Raw genomic sequence first — 17,640 nt, forward strand, 5'->3', positions numbered from 1 at the left:
AATAATCCGAAAGCCGATTACCGATAGCTACTTAATTAATATAGCTTTAACTTTAATAAGCATTGTAATATCTGCTTATTAGGATTTTATAAAGGCTAAAAGATCATTATTGATGGTTTCAGCTTCAGTGGCTGGCATTCCATGAGGAAAGCCCGGGTAAGAAATAAGTTTTCCATTTTTCAAAAGTTTGATTGCCTTTGCTCCGGAAATGGGAAACGGAACAATCTGGTCATCTTCGCCATGTAAAACAAGTACAGGAAAATCCACACTTTTAAGGTCTTCTGTAAAGTCGGTTTCTGAAAAGGCTTTGATGCCATCATGATGCGCTTTTACGCTGCCCATCATTCCCTGGCGCCACCAATTATCCCTGATTCCCTGTGATATTGTAGCCCCTTCACGATTATATCCATAAAACGGAATTGTAAAATCCTGAAAATACTGCGCCCGTTTTGTCGCCGTACCTACACGTATTTCATCAAATATGGATAAAGGAACACCTTCGGGATTGTTTTCAGTTTGTACCATAAGTGGTGTAACCGCACTGATCAATACCACTTTTGCAACACGCCCTTGCCCAAATTTAGCGGCATAATGTATCGCTTCACCACCACCAGTCGAGTGACCGATATGAATGGCATCTTTCAAATCAAGTGCCTGAGTAAGCTCAGCAACATCTGAAGCATAAGTATCCATATCATGGCCTCCATCAACCTGAGATGATCTGCCATGTCCCCGGCGATCGTGGGCAATAACCCTGTATCCCTGGCTTAGGAAAAACATCATTTGTCCGTCCCAATCGTCGCCGGATAATGGCCAGCCGTGATGAAAAACAAGTGGTTGTCCTGTTCCCCAATCTTTGTAATAAATTTCAGTACCGTCTTTTACAGTTATTTTAGGCATGATATTGAGGTTTTGAAAGTTAAGAATAGAGTTTTTGGGAAGTTACTTTTTTTTAATGAAAAAGTGGCTTAAACAGGATCCATTTAATGTTTTCTTAATTTAACGGGAAAAGCTGGGGATGGAGTTTGATAAGGTACGGAGAGACCTGGGCCATTGTTCAAATGTAAAAAAAGTAATTCGTTCGATCATCTCAAAATTTCATTATTAGATAGTTATTAAACGGTTTTATGTGATTAAAACTGACTATTAGTTTGGTTAGCAAACGCATGTTTCAAATTAGAACCTGCGAAGGTCAACCGAAAATATACAGTGCTTTTTGCAATACTTATCTCTTCCTATTTTGCAATGATCATTGCTTTCCAAAATCTCCCCCAGGTTATAAACCCAGCAATAACAATGCAGAATATATTTACTCCAATCACTGCTGTTTCTCCTCTTGAAATATGAAAAACAATAGCGCAGAACATCAGTAAAATAATGCATACAGCTGCCCATGGAGTGACTTGTGGTTTGATCCGGAGTAATGACGGGAGAATTAAGCCGATAGCACCAAGTAAATCTATAACTCCAAGAAACCTTACACCTACCTTCGGTATTTCTCCAGTCCATGGCATCATTACAGAAATCTTTTCAATAGGCAGGAATTTCATAATTGCTCCTGATATTAAAAAAACCGCTAATATTACCTGTGCTGCCCAAAGTGAAATGTGTACTATTTTTGAGGATTTTTGTTGAATTGCCATAATGTATTATATTTTAGTTATAGCACAAACGTACTTACATTTGCTTTCCCCTGGAAAGCACTTCCACTTTGGATAGCGCTATCCATTTTGATAGTATCAGGAAAATTAAAACTAAAAACGAATAATGTTAAGTACAGGCGGATGTCCAAAAACTGCTCTTTCCATTAAAGATGCACTTGAAGCGCTGGAAGGCAGATGGAAACTGTTAATTCTGTTTTCATTGTCCGTTGGTCCAAGACGATTCAAACAGATATCGAAAGAAGTAGGAGGGATTACAGATAAAACACTTTCCAGGGAATTGAAAAATCTTGAAGCCAATAGATTAATAAAAAGGCAGGTATATGATACGTTTCCCCCTACTGTTGAGTATTCTATTACAGCACACGGAAAATCACTCGAAAAAGTAATGGATGAACTGCATTATTGGGGGTTGGCACATCGCCAGGAAATTATGGGCAGTTGAATTGGGTTTTACGTAAAAGACTTGCGTTTTTCACAAGTTTTTGATTCGATCCCTTACTAAGGCGGAATTATTTACAAAAAAAGGCTTCGAATTCGAAGCCTTTTTTTGTGTTGTAGGAGGGACAGCATTCGAACGCCAGCGGGCGACCGTCTGTGACCCTCTGGTCCCAAACCAGATGCGCTACCGGGCTGCGCCACTCCCCGAATTTATTAATTGTACATTCTATAAAAAAAGCGTTTAAGTTTTACCTTAAACGCTTGATTATCAATGTGATCCCGTTGTGATTCGAACACAAGACCTACTACTTAGAAGGCAGTTGCTCTATCCAGCTGAGCTACGGGACCCTATTTTCTTTTTAATTTTACTTAATACTTTGTAAAAAAAACAGGCAGTTTTCAGTTTACAGGATGCAGTATCTTTACTGCTTACTGAGGACTGCCAACTGCCTGCTTCAAGTGTCGGGGAGACAGGATTCGAACCTGCGACCCTCTGGTCCCAAACCAGATGCGCTACCGGGCTGCGCCACTCCCCGAGGTATTTTAACAGTTGTTTGACTCTAAATTTTGCAATTTTTGAAAATCAAATTTACTGATTTCAGAAACAGTGTAGAGGAAGCGGGATTCGAACCCGCGGTACCCTTGCGAGTACGGCAGTTTAGCAAACTACTGGTTTCAGCCACTCACCCATCCCTCCTTCTTTCCGTTCTGGGTTGCAAATATACGAGGACGCTCATCAGAAAAACAAACAATTCAGAAAAAAAACTTTACCAGACGTTACAATTGCCTATTTTTGAAAAATTTTAAATCTCACAAAGCGTTCATTATGAACTGGAATTACCCGTTTGATACAACTGAATTTTTTTTCATATTTTTTTTCATACTCGTTTATACCGGCTACATTATTCGCACAATCAGGGTTGCCCGGCAGCTTAAAACAACAGCAAGGACAATCATCATCAAGCTATTTTTACGTGCCATAACTTTTGTTTTGTTAATCATAAGTTTGCTTGGACCATCTTTTGGAGAGGCTGACCGGGACGTTGCTACAAAAGGAAAAGATATTTTTTTACTCGTTGACCTTTCGAAGTCAATGGATGCTGCCGACGTAAATCCATCGCGTCTTGAAAAGGTGAAATTTGAAATGAATCGCTTTGTAGAGAATGAAAGAGCTAACCGGATTGGCATCATTGTTTTTTCCAATGAGGCATTTCTGCATGTTCCGCTTACTTATGACGGAGAAGCATTGGGACTTTTTATCCAGTCGCTTCAAACTGACATGTTACCTACCAGTGGTACGAACATTTGTTCCGCAGCTGAACTGGGTTTCACAAAATTGATCAATACTATAGACCCAACCGGCCGTTCCAAAATTATGGTGTTGTTCACCGACGGCGAAAGCCAGGCCGATTGCAGAAGAAGCCTGTACAATAATGTTCGCCGCTTTGGCATTGGCTTTTATGTAATGGCCGTCGGAACTAAAAATGGTATCAGTATTCCTTCCAATGGGAAACCTTTAATGGATGAAAATGACAAAATTGTGATCAGCAAACTGGATGAGAATTATTTACAAACATTGGCAAATAATACAATGGGTAAGTATTATGAGCTGAATAATTCTAAAAATGAAGTTGGCCAGATGATCACCGATGTGAGCAATGCTGATGGAACACTGGTTGACTCCCGCACTGTAACAGTAGTAAGTAACAAGTATTATTATTTTTTAGGCGCGGCGCTTATTTTAATACTGCTGGATGTTTTAATTACGATAGGAACGTTTCGTCTGTGATATTCTATTGTTAAATTTGCGAATCACAAACCTGATTCTATGACAGCGCTCATACTTTATGTTTTACTCTGGCTATGGGACAACCGGAATTTTGATTCCATAACAAAAGCGAATGAGCGGAAACTGGGAGCGGAACAGGCTTACGACAGGAAGGAATACCGGGAAGCCGCAAAATTGTACCGTCAGATAACTTACGGGTCCATTTTTTCAGACCCGGCTGCAAGGTTAAATATGGCACATTCTTATTATCTGGCAGGGAAATACAGCCTTGCACTACAACATTACGAGCTTTTAAAAAAGGTAGATAATAAGTCAATAGCTTCTACTGCTAACAGTCAGATTGCTATGATTCAGGTCATACAAAAAGACACTGGTGCGGCGCTGGGAAGCTTGAAAACTGCATTGAGACTGGAATCGGGGAATGATATTGCACGCCTGAATTACATTACATTAAAGAGAAACTTTTCCGGAGTTGAGAAACCTTCGGAAGTGAGGATAAATAAAGAAGAATCTGAAAAACAGATCATATCCAGTCAAAAGCCACCAGCTGCTTCCAGCCAAACACCCAAAAATCAGGAAGTGGAAGAAAGTGTGAAAAAAGAGCAGCTTTTAAATAGCCTGAGAGCGATGAATATGTCTGAGGATCAGGCCAAGGCAATATTGGATGCAATGAAATCAAACGAATCGCAATATATTTACCAGCTCCAAAGAAAACAATACGCTAAAAAACCGAAGGAGAACGATCGAATAGAATGGTAATTTTTATAAAAAACCAATGAACAGCATATCTGAAACCAATTTTCAATTCCCTAATCAAACATCCTTTTATAAGGGAAAAGTAAGAGACGTTTATTCTTTTGAAAAACATCTCGTTATGGTAGCTACCGACCGCATTTCAGCGTTTGATGTAATACTTCCCAGGGCGATTCCTTTTAAAGGCCAGGTATTGAATCAAATTGCGGCATATTTTTTAAATGCCACCGCTGATATTGTACCCAACTGGTTAGAGGAAGTGGCGGATCCAAATGTAAGTATCGGTATTAATTGCCAGCCTTATCCTGTTGAAATGGTGGTGAGGGGATATCTTGCCGGCCACGCGTGGCGCGAGTATTCCTCGGGAAAAAGGGCCGTTTGCGGCGTAACGCTTCCGGATGGATTAAAGGAAAATGATAAGCTTCCGCATCCCATTATTACCCCGACAACCAAAGCACATGAAGGACATGATGAAGATATTTCGCGCGAAGAAATCCTGGCACAGAAATTGATCAGCGAAGACGACTATGAGCATTTGGAAAGATATACACTTGCTTTATTTGGAAGAGGAACAGAAATGGCAGCAGATCAGGGATTGATACTGGTTGATACCAAGTACGAATTTGGCAACCTGGAAGGTGTTATTTATCTGATTGACGAAATACATACACCTGATTCCTCACGTTATTTTTATAAAGATGTATATCAGGAAAATCAGCGTTTAAATCTGCCTCAGAAACAACTATCGAAGGAGTTTGTAAGAGAATGGCTCATTCAGAACGGTTTTCAGGGTAAAGAAGGGCAGTCGATCCCCGCAATGGAAGATGAATGGATCCAACAGATTTCGGAGAGATACATAGAATTATACGAAAAAGTAACAGGTAATAAATTTCAGAAAAGTAAAGCCGAGAATCCGTTGCAACGTATAGAAAAGGCAATATTAAGAGCGACAGAGAAATTTTAAGAACAACTATTAATCCTGGTTAAATTTTACACCAGAAATTTAACCAGGCCCATAAAAATCATTTGGTTTAAAAACAAAAACTCCAATGAACCATAAACTGGAAAAAAAGAGCAATACGTATATATTGACCTGGAAGAAGAAGCATTTGCGAACGATATACCGGCTTCCTTCGAAGAAACAGCACGGGCACTTTTCCGTGAAGGATACCACAGCCTGATTGTTAACATGCAACCCGTCAAATCAATTGACACAGCGGGAAGTACAGTACTGAAAAAAGTAAACTGGTTGTGTACGAACGATCTCGGTATACTTGTGATCGTAACTAAGGACGATGATTTTATTGATGAACTGGAAGCATTAAAAATTCCGGATATAAATATTCTTCCAACCAAGGAAGAGGCTATTGATGCAGTGTTCATGAATAATCTTGAAAACGAATTCGGGGCAGGAGATGACGATTATGACGCAGAAGATTATGAAGGGGTAAGCGAATCCAGCGAGCCCTGATCGGTCAAGCCAATTTTAACATTACTAACAAGATTCCATCAGAACCGGTGGGATCTTTTTTTGTGCCTGTAACGAAAAAACATATTTGCATATTCATTTATCTTTAAATAAACAAATAGTCTTACAAGCTAATGATATAATTTGTTTTTAAGACGCCATTTACATTTTTTAAATAATCTGCTAGATTAATTGCAGAACTATTAATATTTACAGATAATTTGTAATTTAAATATTAAAAATGGCTTATGAAAGAAAATTTTGCCATTTGCATATTTCACCAAATATTTTTTATGATTATCTTTCGAGGCTTTACCCTATTCATAATACAATAGAGGTTTAGCGCATAATTTTGTTTGCTTATTTATATAGTTTCTATATACGAATTTGTTAATTACTCTACACTCTTCGATATATGTCGCAAATGTCTGAACCAATGGTAGAAAATCAAGGACTTTATCGTCCGGAATTTGAGCATGATGCATGTGGGATCGGTTTCCGGGCCAACATTAAAGGTCGTAAGTCACACCAGATTGTAGCTGATGCTATTCATATGCTCGAACGTATGGAACATAGAGGTGCTACAGGTTTTGACCCAAATACAGGAGATGGTGCCGGTATCCTGATTCAAATACCGCATGAATATTTTGTTGATGAATGTTTACAATTAGGCTTTCAGTTACCTCCCGCCGGTGAATATGGTGTTGGAATGATTTTCTTTCCAAATGACGAAACCATGAGGGAAGAGTGCCGTAACATTTTAAACCGCAAAATTAAAAAGCTCGGTTTGCCTCTGCTTGGTTACAGAAAAGTACCCACGCTCAATAATACTTTGGGAGAAGGTTCTTTATCGGTTGAACCACATGTAGAGCAGGTTTTTATCAAACGCCCGGACGATGTTACTGATGATATCGGATTTGAGCGTAAGCTTTATATTCTCCGCCAGGTTTCAGCCAGACTGATCAATGATACTGTTAAGGGATCGAAAGGGTGTTTTTATTATTCGTCACTTTCCTGCCGTACTATTTCTTATAAAGGACAGCTAACTACTGCCCAGTTAAAATATTATTTCCCTGATCTGGAAAATGAGGCTGTGGTTTCTGCTTTGGCAGTTGTGCATTCACGTTTTGCAACCAATACTTTTCCAGCCTGGGAACTGGCGCAGCCTTTCAGGTATATTGCTCACAATGGAGAAATCAATACTGTAAAGGGAAACGTTAACTGGATCCGTGCCGGGGAAAAATCTTTTTCTTCTGAATTTTTCAGCAAAGAGGAAATGGATATGATTCTTCCGATTTGCGACAGAAACCAGTCCGACTCAGCCAATCTGGATAATGCCATTGAGCTTTTACATCTTTCAGGACGATCATTGCCGCATGTAATGATGATGATGATTCCTGAAGCCTGGGATGGTAATGAACAAATGGATCCGGCCCGTAAAGCTTTTTATGAATATCATGCCGCTATTATGGAGCCCTGGGACGGGCCTGCTTCCATATCTTTTACAGACGGGAAGATAGTAGGTGCTACTTTGGATAGAAATGGTTTACGCCCGTCGCGTTACTGGGTGCTCGATGATGATACCATTATTATGGCGTCTGAAGCAGGTGTCCTGGATGTAGATCAGGCAAAAGTAGTAACGAAAGGCCGTTTGCAGCCAGGCCGCATGTTTATAGTTGACATGGAGCAAGGCAGGATCATTCCTGATGAAGAGGTGAAAGCAAGTGTTTGTTCAGCTCAGCCTTATCAGCAATGGCTTGATGATTACAAACTGCATGTAGATGTCCTGGATCATCCTATACGTACCTATAGACCTTACGAAGAGAATGCATTATTAAAACGTCAGGTTGCGTTTGGTTATACCTCAGAAGATTTAAGAATGATTCTGGCTCCAATGGGCCAGACTGGTATGGAGGCGATTGGTTCTATGGGAACAGATGTGCCATTAGCCGTCCTTTCTGAACAAAGCCAGCATCTTTCCAACTACTTCAAACAATTATTTGCGCAGGTAACGAATCCACCGATCGACTCTATTCGTGAACGGGCGATCATGTCGCTCATCTCGTTTGTAGGCGGTACGGAAAATATACTCACTGAAACGCCAAAGCACTGTCGCCAGATTGCACTACCGCACCCGGTACTGACGGTTCATGAATTTGACAAACTGCGTTTTGTAGATAAAGCCGGTTTTCAGGCTAAAACAATTAATACTTATTTCCGGGCCGATGAAGGTGGTAAAGCTTTGGAAAGAGCACTTGACCGAATTTGCCGTTATGCTACGGATGCCATTGATGACGGATTTGAAATCATTATTCTGTCTGACCGCGCCATTGATTCGGACCATGCACCGATTCCTTCCATGCTGGCTACAGCAACGATTCATCACCACCTGATCCGTGAAGGATTGAGAGGTAAGGTTGGGTTGCTTGTTGAAGCCGGTGATGTTTGGGAAACCCATCATTTTGCTACTTTAATTGGTTACGGTGCCGCAGGAATTTGTCCTTATATGGCTTTCGAAACTCTTTCTTATATGAATAAGAAGGGCATGATTGATGAAGGATTTACAGACGAAAAATTACATTACAATTATATAAAGGCGGTTAATAAAGAATTGCTGAAGATATTCTCTAAAATGGGGATTTCTACATTGCAATCATATCAGGGCGCACAGATTTTTGAATGTGTTGGTTTAAATAAGGACGTAGTGGACCGTTATTTTACAGGAACCATTTCCCGTATCAGCGGGATGGGGCTTTCTGAAATTGCCCGGGAAATTCTCGTGCGTCATAAAGTTGCTTACCATGAAACAGCCGACGCACATCCTAAGCTGGAAGTGGGTGGCTTTTACCAATGGAAACAGCGTGGAGAAGCACATATTTTTAACCCGGCTTCTGTTCATTTATTACAGCAGTCGACCAAAACAAACAGTTATGAATTATTTAAAAAATTCTCAAAACTGATAGATGATCAAAGCCATAAAGCGCTGACATTACGTGGTTTGATGCGCTTCAAAAAGGGAACACCAATTCCAATTGAGGAGGTTGAACCTGTTGAAAATATATTTAAACGCTTTGCTACCGGAGCCATGTCATTCGGTTCGATTTCGTGGGAAGCTCATACCACGCTGGCCATCGCGATGAACCGTATTGGTGGTAAATCCAATTCCGGCGAAGGTGGAGAAGATGAATTGAGATATAAAAAGCTGCCCAATGGCGACTGGATGAATTCTCAAATCAAACAGGTCGCTTCGGGACGTTTTGGTGTAACGAGCCATTACCTGAGCAATGCTGGTGAATTACAAATAAAAACGGCACAAGGCGCAAAGCCGGGTGAAGGTGGACAGCTTCCAGGCTTTAAAGTGGATGACTGGATTGGCCGTACACGTCATTCTACTCCAGGTGTTGGATTAATTTCGCCACCGCCTCACCACGATATTTATTCAATTGAGGATTTGGCTCAGTTGATCTATGACCTTAAAAATGCAAATCGCACTGCCCGTATAAGTGTGAAACTGGTATCAGAAGCTGGGGTAGGTACGGTTGCCTCCGGGGTTGCAAAAGCACATGCAGATCATATCCTGATTTCTGGTTATGATGGCGGGACAGGAGCTTCTCCGTTGAGTTCTATTCGTCATGCAGGATTGCCCTGGGAGCTTGGGTTGGCAGAAACGCACCAGACGCTGGTAAAAAATAAATTGCGTGGACGTGTTACTGTTCAGGCGGACGGACAATTGCGTACAGGTAAGGACCTTGCGGTTGCGGCCTTGCTTGGTGCCGAGGAATGGGGTGTTGCCACAGCAGCATTGGTTGCGGCTGGTTGTATTATGATGCGTAAATGTCATTTAAATACTTGTCCGGTTGGTGTTGCTACACAACGTAAAGAATTACGTGCCCTGTTTTCTGGTAAACCTGAACATGTGGTAAACATGTTTACTTTCATGGCAGAAGAATTAAGGGAAATCATGGCGCAATTAGGTTTCCGGACTGTTAATGAAATGGTTGGCCAGGCTCAATACCTGGAAATGCGTAACGATATCAAACACTGGAAATATAAAAACCTGAATTTTGATGCTATTCTGTATAAAGAAGGTGACCTGAATGTTGCTCAGTTTAAACAGGAAGAACAAGATCATGGTATCGACAGTATAATTGACCTGGAATTGATAAAAGCAGCGAAATCTGCTCTTGAAACCCAGGAAGAGATTTATAAAGAATTTCCGCTCAATAACCTCAACCGCGCGGTCGGAACAATGCTTTCAAATGAAATTTCCAAGCTTTATGGCGGGTCAGGCCTTCCAAAAGGAACAATTCATTTTAAATTCCGCGGAACGGCCGGTCAGAGTTTTGGTGCTTTCAATACAGCAGGGCTTCGTCTTGAACTGGAAGGAGACGCCAACGATTATTTTGGTAAAGGCCTTTGCGGAGCAGAACTGATTATCTACCCGGATCGTGAATCCAAATTCAAACCTGAAGAAAATATTATTGTTGGTAATGTGGCATTTTATGGTGCTACTTCCGGCGAGGCTTATATTCGAGGTACTGCGGGAGAGCGTTTTTGTGTCAGGAATTCGGGTGCGAAAGTGGTTGTAGAAGGCCTTGGTGATCATGGCTGTGAATATATGACAGGCGGGTTAGCTATCATACTCGGAGAAACTGGACGGAATTTCGCTGCCGGTATGTCGGGCGGTGTGGCTTATGTGCTTGATAAAGCAGGTGATTTCCGTGAAAAGGTAAATATGGAAATGGTGGCACTGGAACCATTGAATGAAGAAGATCAGGGTATTTTGCGTGAATATCTTGACAGACATTTTCAGTATACAACCAGCAATGTTGCTTTCCAGCTTATTCAGAATTGGGAAGAATCTGTGAAACAATTTATCCGGGTATTGCCAGCTGATTTCAAAAATGCTTTGGAAGGCCGTGGAATATCACTGGCGCAACAAATAGCTGATAAAAATGTAGTGTATCAGGATATTGTTGTGGATGTTGATCACTTGTAGCAATTAGCCGACAGGTTAATAGCTTAGAACCACCGGTCACTTTGCAAACCGGAAAGAACCACTAGCTTAGGCTGCTAGATTCGGTTTTTTGATAAAATAATAAATAGCCTGATTGAATCACGTTTAATAAGGAAATAAAAAGAATGGGAAAACCAACCGGATTTTTAGAGTTTGAAAGGGAGTTGCCGAAGAAAAGAGCAGTTGAAGAACGTCTTCATGATTATAAAGAAATCGAAACTGCTCCTACGGATACTCATTCCAAACAACAGGCAGCCCGCTGTATGGACTGCGGAATTCCTTTTTGTCATAATGGTTGTCCGCTTGGAAATATTATCCCCGAATTCAATGATGCGGTATATGATAGCAATTGGGGACTTGCATACGAAATCCTGAGCTCAACAAATAATTTCCCTGAATTTACCGGGAGAATTTGTCCAGCTCCGTGCGAGGCTGCATGTGTATTGGGTATTAACAAGCCGCCTGTTGCCATTGAATATATTGAAAAGGCAATTGCTGAAAAAGCATTTGAATTAAACCTGGTAAAACCTCGTATTCCGAAAAGCCGTACAGGCAGGAAAGTAGCTGTCGTAGGTTCAGGGCCTGCCGGAATGGCGGCAGCAAGCCAGCTTAATCAGGCCGGGCACACAGTTACACTACTGGAAAGAGCGGATCAGATTGGAGGATTGCTTCGTTACGGAATTCCTGATTTCAAACTTGATAAAGGTGTAATTGACCGTCGTCTGGAAGTTATGCAGGAAGAAGGTATTATATTCCGCACCAGTGTGAATGTAGGTGTGGATATCAAAGCAAACGAATTACTTGATGATTTTGATGCGGTTGTACTTACAATGGGTTCTACTGTTCCGAGAGATGTGAAAATAGAAGGCCGTCATCTTAAAGGCGTTCATTTTGCAATGGAGTTCCTTAGCCAGCAAAATAAACGTGTGGCAGGAATTAACCCCGAAGTGGATCAGCGTGGTGTGTCATATACAAACGGTCAACTATTGGCAACTGGTAAAAATGTGCTGGTGATAGGTGGTGGTGATACTGGTTCCGACTGCGTTGGAACATCTTCACGTCACGGCGCTAAATCAGTAACACAAATTGAGTTAATGCCAATTCCTCCAAAAGAACGCGATTCCAGTACGCCATGGCCTAACTGGCCAATGATGTTGCGAACATCCACTTCTCATGAAGAAGGTTGTGACAGACATTGGTCTATTAATACCAAGGAATTTTTGGGCGATGAAAACGGAAATTTGAAAGCAATCAAGATTGTAGATCTGGACTGGCAGAAAGATGCAGAATCCGGGCGTTTGCAAATGAAAGAAGTACAGGGAAGTGAACGCACAATTCCATGTGAACTGGCACTTCTGGCAGCAGGGTTCTTACATCCGCAGCAGGAAGGTTTGTTAAATGACCTTGGAGTTGAATTTGACGACCGCGGAAATATTAAAGCAAATGGATACCAATCCACTACCAATGAAAAAGTGTTTGCCGCCGGTGATTGCCGCCGCGGACAGTCTTTGGTCGTATGGGCAATTAGCGAAGGCCGTGAAGCTGCACGTTCTGTTGACGAATTCCTGATGGGTGAATCATTTTTGGAAGCAAAATCAATATCAGCTTTTAATCCGGTTTTTGCTCACGCCTGATCGTTTAAAAAGTAAATGCGGGTTTTTAGTTTTTAAGTTAACAATGAAAAATCTGAATAGTAGATATCCACCAATTTAAATAATAGTGGTGCTGTTAAATCAGATTTGGCTTATATCAGTATAAAGTTCAGGGAGCGGTCAATTGGCCGCTTCTTTTGTTTTCACGAATTGTACAATTTGCAGGATACACTAATATAAATGATCGTCTGTATCTTTGTCCCAGAATTAACATAGCAAAATTGCCTGACGCAAATTAAATTTTCCAGATGTTTTTACATTATTCCCCTTTTTGGTTAAAGGCTTTTTTTCCACGTTACGTTTGGCACATTCCAACTGTTGAAAAAAAAATTTTTCTGACTTTTGACGATGGGCCAATTCCGGAAGTGACTGAATATGTATTGGCTAAACTGGAAGAATTCGGAGCAAAGGCGACTTTTTTTTGTATAGGTGATAATGTAAGAAAACATCCGGATATTTTTCAAATGTTGTTGACAAGCGGACAGTCGATAGGAAACCATACATACAATCATTTGAATGGCTGGAAAACGGATGATGAAATTTATATGGAAAATATTGCCAGATGTGATGAACAGTTGAATGTATCAACTAATTTATTTCGTCCTCCTTATGGAAGAATGAAGAAAAGCCAGGCAAGATTTTTTTCTACAGATAGAAAAATTATTATGTGGGATGTTCTGAGCGGTGATTTCTCTCCTAAAATTACACCTGAAACCTGTCTCGAAAAGAGTATAAAATACACAAAGCCCGGATCCATAATTTTATTTCACGATAGCTTAAAAGCAAAGAAAAACATGACCTACACGCTTCCTCTTTTTCTTGAACATTTTACAAAACAAGGTTACGGCTTTGAAGCGATTCCCATGATTTGAGCTATATGTTGTCTTTGTAGGCTTTTTCCAAATTCACTTGATTCACCATTTTTTATTACATGTCCGTTCCAGATAATCAGATTGAAGTAAGCGTATTATTAGCGGCTCGTAATGAAGAACACAATATCAAAAAGTGCCTCCAGTCACTATCCGAATTGGATTTTCCAATAAATAAGATTGAGATACTTATTGGAGATGATGATTCTGACGATCAAACTGCTGAAATTATTCAGAGTTTTATTCTTGATAAACCACAATTTGTGTATTTCAGGATTTCAGAAAATGTTTCAGGTTTAAAAGGTAAAGCAAACGTATTAGCACAGCTTTCAAAGAAAGCACAAGGTAAATATTTTCTGTATTGCGATGCGGATATCACCGTTCCGGTTACATGGGTTTCGTCTATGTTAAGTCATTTTGAAGGAAATACAGGTGTTGTTGTTGGTCTGACCCGAATGAAAAAAATCAATTTGCTGTCTGACTTTCTCTCTCTCGAATGGTTGTTTATTTTGACAATCATGCGTTTTTTTTCTTTGTTTAAAATTCCTATGACCGGGTTAGGCAATAATATGGCAGTTTCCAGAGAAGCTTATGATGCAGTTGGTGGTTACGAACAAATAGGTTTTTCCATAGTCGAGGATTATGCACTATTTATAGCCATCATCAGAAAAAAATATGGTTTTGTGCAAACTTACACGAATAAAATTGTAGCGGATTCAGAGCCGGTTTTAACGGTCAGCGAGCTTATCTTACAAAGAAGAAGATGGATGCACGGCATTATGGCATCGCCGGTCATACTCCAGATATGCGTAATTGCGTGCGCACTTTTTATTCCTGCAATGGCAGTTCTGTCTGTTTGGGATATGGAAAGAAGTATTAATATGATCGTTTCCCATTATTTATTTATAACAGGCATCATCATATTAGCAGTTATTATTCTACAACAAAGAGACTTATGGAAAACTGTCTTTTTATTTTGGTTCCATCTGATGGCAATCTGTTTGCTGATGCTTGTAATTTATGTGATCCCCGGTAAAACTTTGTGGAAGGGGAGAGAATATTAATGAGAGAGGTGTAAAGGAGAAAAGGTAGGAAGGGGATTAATTTTATTGAATGCTTAAAATTTGAAAGGATGATAGAAACGCATGCGCATATATATGATGAAAAATATGATGAAGACCGCACCAATATGTTACAGCGTGCATGGGATTCAGGAATTACACAGATATGGATGCCCAATTGTGATCACACGACAATACCCGGTATGATGCAGCTTGCAGAATCATATCCGGGCCGCTGTTTACCCATGATTGGTTTGCATCCAACTTATGTAAAAGAAGGTTTTGAAGAAGAATTACAACTCGTGGAGGAATGGCTGAATAAACATAAATTCATTGCAATTGGCGAAATTGGAATGGATTTATTTTGGGATAAGACCTTTCAGGTACAACAGGAAGAAGCATTTTTGTTTCAATGCGGATTAGCCCGCAAACATAATTTATGGATTGATATTCATTGCCGGGATGCATTTTGGGAGACGGTTTCACTGATCGAAAAATTTGGTGATAGTAAACTGACTGGTATATTTCATTGCTTTACAGGAACTTTGGAAGAAGCTGAAAAAGTAATAGAGCTGGGTTTTAAAATCGGAGTAGGAGGTGTTGTAACTTTTAAAAACGGCGGCCTGGATAAAGTTATTCCCTATGTCGGTCTGGAACATATAGTTTTGGAAACAGACAGTCCTTATTTAGCACCTGTACCATACCGCGGCAAAAGAAATGAAGTTTCTTATATTGATCTGGTAGCGCAAAGAGTGGCCGATTTGAAACAAATTTCAAAAAATGAAGTAATTGCTCTAACCGACAAAACTGCATTAAGTTTGCTCAGTTTGTAACACAATCTATCATTTTGATTTGACTGACAATATTTGATATCCTCATGTCTTACAGCACCATACATATTAACCCTATATCTCCGGCACCAACACAAGGTTCAGTTTTAGTAATTTATACCGGCGGAACTTTGGGGATGGTTTATGAAACCAAAGGCAAACAACTCGTACCTTTTAACTTTGACCAGATATTTGAGAAAATTCCTGAAATAAGCAGGTTAACTTTTGAAATTACTTTTCTGTCGCTGCATGAGCCAATAGATTCTTCTAATATGAGTCCTGCAATCTGGGTTGAACTAGCAGGAATTATTGAAGAAAATTATGACGCTTACGATAGTTTTGTAATACTTCATGGCACGGATACCATGGCTTATACAGCCTCTGCATTAAGTTTTTTACTGGAAAATTTGAACAAGCCAGTTATACTTACCGGAGCACAATTACCAATTGGCGTTGCAAGATCAGATGCGAGAGAGAATTTTATGACCGCACTGGAACTGGCAGCTGCTACTTACCCGGATGGAAAACCTATTGTAACCGAAGTCTGTATTTATTTCAATTCTGTTCTATTAAGAGGTAACCGGGCAAAGAAAAAGGAAAGCTCAAATTTCAATGCTTTCATTTCAGAAAATTATCCACACCTTGCCAACGCAGGCGTCAGAATTGATTATAATTTTCCTTTTTTAAAGCTACACGGCACTGATGAAAAATTTAGCGTTCATAAAGATTTAGATACAAACGTCGCTTTTCTTAAAATGTTTCCGGGTATTAACCAAAGTGTAGTAAGGTCTGTTTTGAAAATTGAAGGATTAAAAGGGCTTGTCCTGGAAACATATGGATCAGGAAATGTTATGACCGATAACTGGTTCCAGAATGTGGTCAGTGAAGCAATAAATAATAAAATCGTAATATTTAATGTTTCGCAATGTTACGGCGGACGCGTAAATCAGGGGCAATACCAGACTAGTAAATTTCTAAAAAAAGCGGGCGTGATCAGCGGCTCAGATATCACAGCCGAAGCCGCTATTACCAAAATGATGTATGTATTTGGGAAAGAGACTGATAAAGGAAAATGTAAAGAAATGCTGGCAATGCCGCTTTGCGGGGAAATGAGCGTTTAATTTTTCCATTAGTCATGCCTCCGGCATTTTGTAGATTAGTATTAACGATTATTTTAATGGATGTAAAATAAAAGCCCTGCAAATCCATCATTTGCAGGGCTTTTGTTATAAAATGCAGAGAGGAAGAGATTCGAACTCTCGATACAGTTACCCATATACTACCTTTCCAGGGTAGCTCCTTCAACCACTCGGACACCTCTCTGTGTGGTTATTCAGGGTGCAAAGATAGCCTTTCTTAATTTATAAGCAAACCTATCTTTGTTTTTAAGCCTGTTTTCTTTTATCGGCATATTGAGATTTTCTGAGCATAATCATAATTGGTATAATTTTTTAATACTCACATTATTGATCCACATATTCAAATCTTAATAATAAAGACATGAAAAAAATCTCGTTAGCATTGTTGTTTGCAGTATTCAGTACTGCTGCTTTTTCACAAGGCTTTTCGTTCGGCCCAAAAGCTGGTATTAACATTAGTAATTATACAGGTGGCGATATCGAATCAGATGCATTGGTAGGATATCACTTCGGTGGATTACTCAACTTTGGAATCGGGAAAAACTTCTCAATTCAACCGGAAGTCTTGTTTTCAACACAGGGAGGGAAAATTAACGACAGCGGAACAAAGTCAAACTTTAAAACCTCTTATGTAGCCGTTCCGGTAATGATCAGATTAAAAACCAATGGCGGATTTTACATTGAAGCAGGTCCTCAGGCTTCCTTCAGGACAGGTGAAGATGTTCCGGATCAAACCATTGACCATTTTGCAAAAAATCTTGATCTTTCAATCGGAGCAGGAATTGGCTATCAATCCAGTATTGGCTTAGGAATCGGAGCAAGGTACATGGCAGGCCTTTCTAAGGTTGGGGATTTTGAAGGAAACGACATTGATCCTGATTTCAAGAACAGCGTTATTCAGGTTAGCTTATTTTGGGTAATTCCAACAAGCAGTAAATAATAACACACTATTTGATTCTT

The 17,640-nt window shown here is 40.0% G+C and carries 14 protein-coding genes and 5 tRNA genes; 12 read left to right on the forward strand and 7 right to left on the reverse strand.

The genetic code is table 11. The features are described from left to right. Nucleotides 1-78: 78 nt before the first annotated feature. Nucleotides 79-900, reverse strand: a complete 822-nt coding sequence (locus tag KZC02_RS25485; RefSeq protein ID WP_221391245.1) for an alpha/beta fold hydrolase — start codon at nt 898-900, stop codon at nt 79-81. Between the two features lie 335 nt (nt 901-1,235). After that, nucleotides 1,236-1,643, reverse strand: coding sequence for a DoxX family protein (locus KZC02_RS25490; protein ID WP_221391246.1), 408 nt, complete (start codon nt 1,641-1,643; stop codon nt 1,236-1,238). Nucleotides 1,644-1,767: 124 nt separating this feature from the next. Between KZC02_RS25490 and KZC02_RS25495 the strand changes: the two genes are divergently transcribed. Then, the gene (locus tag KZC02_RS25495) at nt 1,768-2,106 is read left to right on the forward strand and encodes a helix-turn-helix domain-containing protein (protein ID WP_221391247.1); all 339 of its coding nucleotides are present in this window, start codon (nt 1,768-1,770) and stop codon (nt 2,104-2,106) included. Nucleotides 2,107-2,219: 113 nt separating this feature from the next. Here KZC02_RS25495 and KZC02_RS25500 read toward each other — a convergent pair. The 4 genes from KZC02_RS25500 to KZC02_RS25515 all read right to left on the reverse strand — a co-directional run bounded on the left by KZC02_RS25500 (nt 2,220) and on the right by KZC02_RS25515 (nt 2,799). Next, nucleotides 2,220-2,309, reverse strand: a tRNA-Pro gene (locus tag KZC02_RS25500). A gap of 67 nt (nt 2,310-2,376) precedes the next feature. Then, a tRNA-Arg gene (locus KZC02_RS25505) sits at nt 2,377-2,450 on the reverse strand. Between the two features lie 114 nt (nt 2,451-2,564). Further along, nucleotides 2,565-2,638 (reverse strand) — tRNA-Pro (locus tag KZC02_RS25510). A 74-nt stretch (nt 2,639-2,712) separates the two neighbouring features. Next, a tRNA-Ser gene (locus tag KZC02_RS25515) sits at nt 2,713-2,799 on the reverse strand. A gap of 129 nt (nt 2,800-2,928) precedes the next feature. On the opposite strand from KZC02_RS25515, the gene KZC02_RS25520 reads away from it, so the two are divergent. From KZC02_RS25520 to KZC02_RS25565, 10 genes are all read left to right on the forward strand, one after another. Further along, a complete protein-coding gene (locus tag KZC02_RS25520; protein WP_221391248.1) occupies nt 2,929-3,891 on the forward strand; it encodes a VWA domain-containing protein in 963 nt (320 codons plus the stop codon). A 39-nt stretch (nt 3,892-3,930) separates the two neighbouring features. Beyond that, on the forward strand, nt 3,931-4,650 hold the full coding sequence (locus tag KZC02_RS25525; protein WP_221391249.1) for a hypothetical protein: 720 nt from the start codon (nt 3,931-3,933) through the stop codon (nt 4,648-4,650). Between the two features lie 16 nt (nt 4,651-4,666). After that, entirely contained in the window at nt 4,667-5,608 is a 942-nt protein-coding gene (locus KZC02_RS25530; protein WP_221391250.1) for a phosphoribosylaminoimidazolesuccinocarboxamide synthase, read from the forward strand. 156 nt (nt 5,609-5,764) lie between these two features. Then, nucleotides 5,765-6,115 carry an STAS domain-containing protein gene (locus tag KZC02_RS25535; protein ID WP_409014272.1) on the forward strand — a complete coding sequence of 117 codons (351 nt, stop codon included), beginning with the start codon at nt 5,765-5,767 and terminating at the stop codon, nt 6,113-6,115. Nucleotides 6,116-6,527: 412 nt separating this feature from the next. Beyond that, nucleotides 6,528-11,111, forward strand: coding sequence for a glutamate synthase large subunit (gene gltB / locus KZC02_RS25540; RefSeq protein ID WP_221391251.1), 4,584 nt, complete (start codon nt 6,528-6,530; stop codon nt 11,109-11,111). Nucleotides 11,112-11,254: 143 nt separating this feature from the next. Further along, a complete protein-coding gene (locus KZC02_RS25545) occupies nt 11,255-12,763 on the forward strand; it encodes a glutamate synthase subunit beta (protein WP_221391252.1) in 1,509 nt (502 codons plus the stop codon). Between the two features lie 266 nt (nt 12,764-13,029). Then, complete coding sequence (locus tag KZC02_RS25550) at nt 13,030-13,653, forward strand: polysaccharide deacetylase family protein (RefSeq protein ID WP_221391253.1); 624 nt, start codon at nt 13,030-13,032, stop codon at nt 13,651-13,653. A 59-nt stretch (nt 13,654-13,712) separates the two neighbouring features. Continuing rightward, nucleotides 13,713-14,714, forward strand: coding sequence for a glycosyltransferase (locus KZC02_RS25555; protein WP_221391254.1), 1,002 nt, complete (start codon nt 13,713-13,715; stop codon nt 14,712-14,714). Between the two features lie 68 nt (nt 14,715-14,782). After that, entirely contained in the window at nt 14,783-15,544 is a 762-nt protein-coding gene (locus tag KZC02_RS25560) for a TatD family hydrolase (RefSeq protein WP_221391255.1), read from the forward strand. Nucleotides 15,545-15,588: 44 nt separating this feature from the next. After that, entirely contained in the window at nt 15,589-16,662 is a 1,074-nt protein-coding gene (locus KZC02_RS25565) for an asparaginase (RefSeq protein ID WP_221391256.1), read from the forward strand. A gap of 115 nt (nt 16,663-16,777) precedes the next feature. Here the strand turns inward: KZC02_RS25565 and KZC02_RS25570 are convergent. Beyond that, a tRNA-Ser gene (locus tag KZC02_RS25570) sits at nt 16,778-16,864 on the reverse strand. Between the two features lie 177 nt (nt 16,865-17,041). Here KZC02_RS25570 and KZC02_RS25575 point away from each other — a divergent pair. Beyond that, complete coding sequence (locus tag KZC02_RS25575) at nt 17,042-17,620, forward strand: porin family protein (RefSeq protein WP_221391257.1); 579 nt, start codon at nt 17,042-17,044, stop codon at nt 17,618-17,620. The last annotated feature ends 20 nt before the right edge of the window (nt 17,621-17,640 follow it).

Origin of the sequence: Dyadobacter sp. NIV53, from assembly GCF_019711195.1 — a bacterium.
Lineage (GTDB): Bacteria > Bacteroidota > Bacteroidia > Cytophagales > Spirosomataceae > Dyadobacter.

Bases quoted from the DNA above. Each gene is read 5' to 3' on its own strand.
- KZC02_RS25555 (WP_221391254.1), top strand. From the start codon at position 13,713: ATGTCCGTTCCAGATAATCAGATTGAAGTAAGCGTATTATTAGCGGCT.
- KZC02_RS25565 (WP_221391256.1), top strand. From the start codon at position 15,589: ATGTCTTACAGCACCATACATATTAACCCTATATCTCCGGCACCAACA.
- KZC02_RS25520 (WP_221391248.1), top strand. From the start codon at position 2,929: ATGAACTGGAATTACCCGTTTGATACAACTGAATTTTTTTTCATATTT.
- KZC02_RS25575 (WP_221391257.1), top strand. From the start codon at position 17,042: ATGAAAAAAATCTCGTTAGCATTGTTGTTTGCAGTATTCAGTACTGCT.
- gltB (WP_221391251.1), top strand. From the start codon at position 6,528: ATGTCGCAAATGTCTGAACCAATGGTAGAAAATCAAGGACTTTATCGT.
- KZC02_RS25490 (WP_221391246.1), bottom strand. From the start codon at position 1,643: ATGGCAATTCAACAAAAATCCTCAAAAATAGTACACATTTCACTTTGG.
- KZC02_RS25550 (WP_221391253.1), top strand. From the start codon at position 13,030: ATGTTTTTACATTATTCCCCTTTTTGGTTAAAGGCTTTTTTTCCACGT.
- KZC02_RS25560 (WP_221391255.1), top strand. From the start codon at position 14,783: ATGATAGAAACGCATGCGCATATATATGATGAAAAATATGATGAAGAC.
- KZC02_RS25545 (WP_221391252.1), top strand. From the start codon at position 11,255: ATGGGAAAACCAACCGGATTTTTAGAGTTTGAAAGGGAGTTGCCGAAG.
- KZC02_RS25525 (WP_221391249.1), top strand. From the start codon at position 3,931: ATGACAGCGCTCATACTTTATGTTTTACTCTGGCTATGGGACAACCGG.
- KZC02_RS25530 (WP_221391250.1), top strand. From the start codon at position 4,667: ATGAACAGCATATCTGAAACCAATTTTCAATTCCCTAATCAAACATCC.
- KZC02_RS25485 (WP_221391245.1), bottom strand. From the start codon at position 900: ATGCCTAAAATAACTGTAAAAGACGGTACTGAAATTTATTACAAAGAT.
- KZC02_RS25495 (WP_221391247.1), top strand. From the start codon at position 1,768: ATGTTAAGTACAGGCGGATGTCCAAAAACTGCTCTTTCCATTAAAGAT.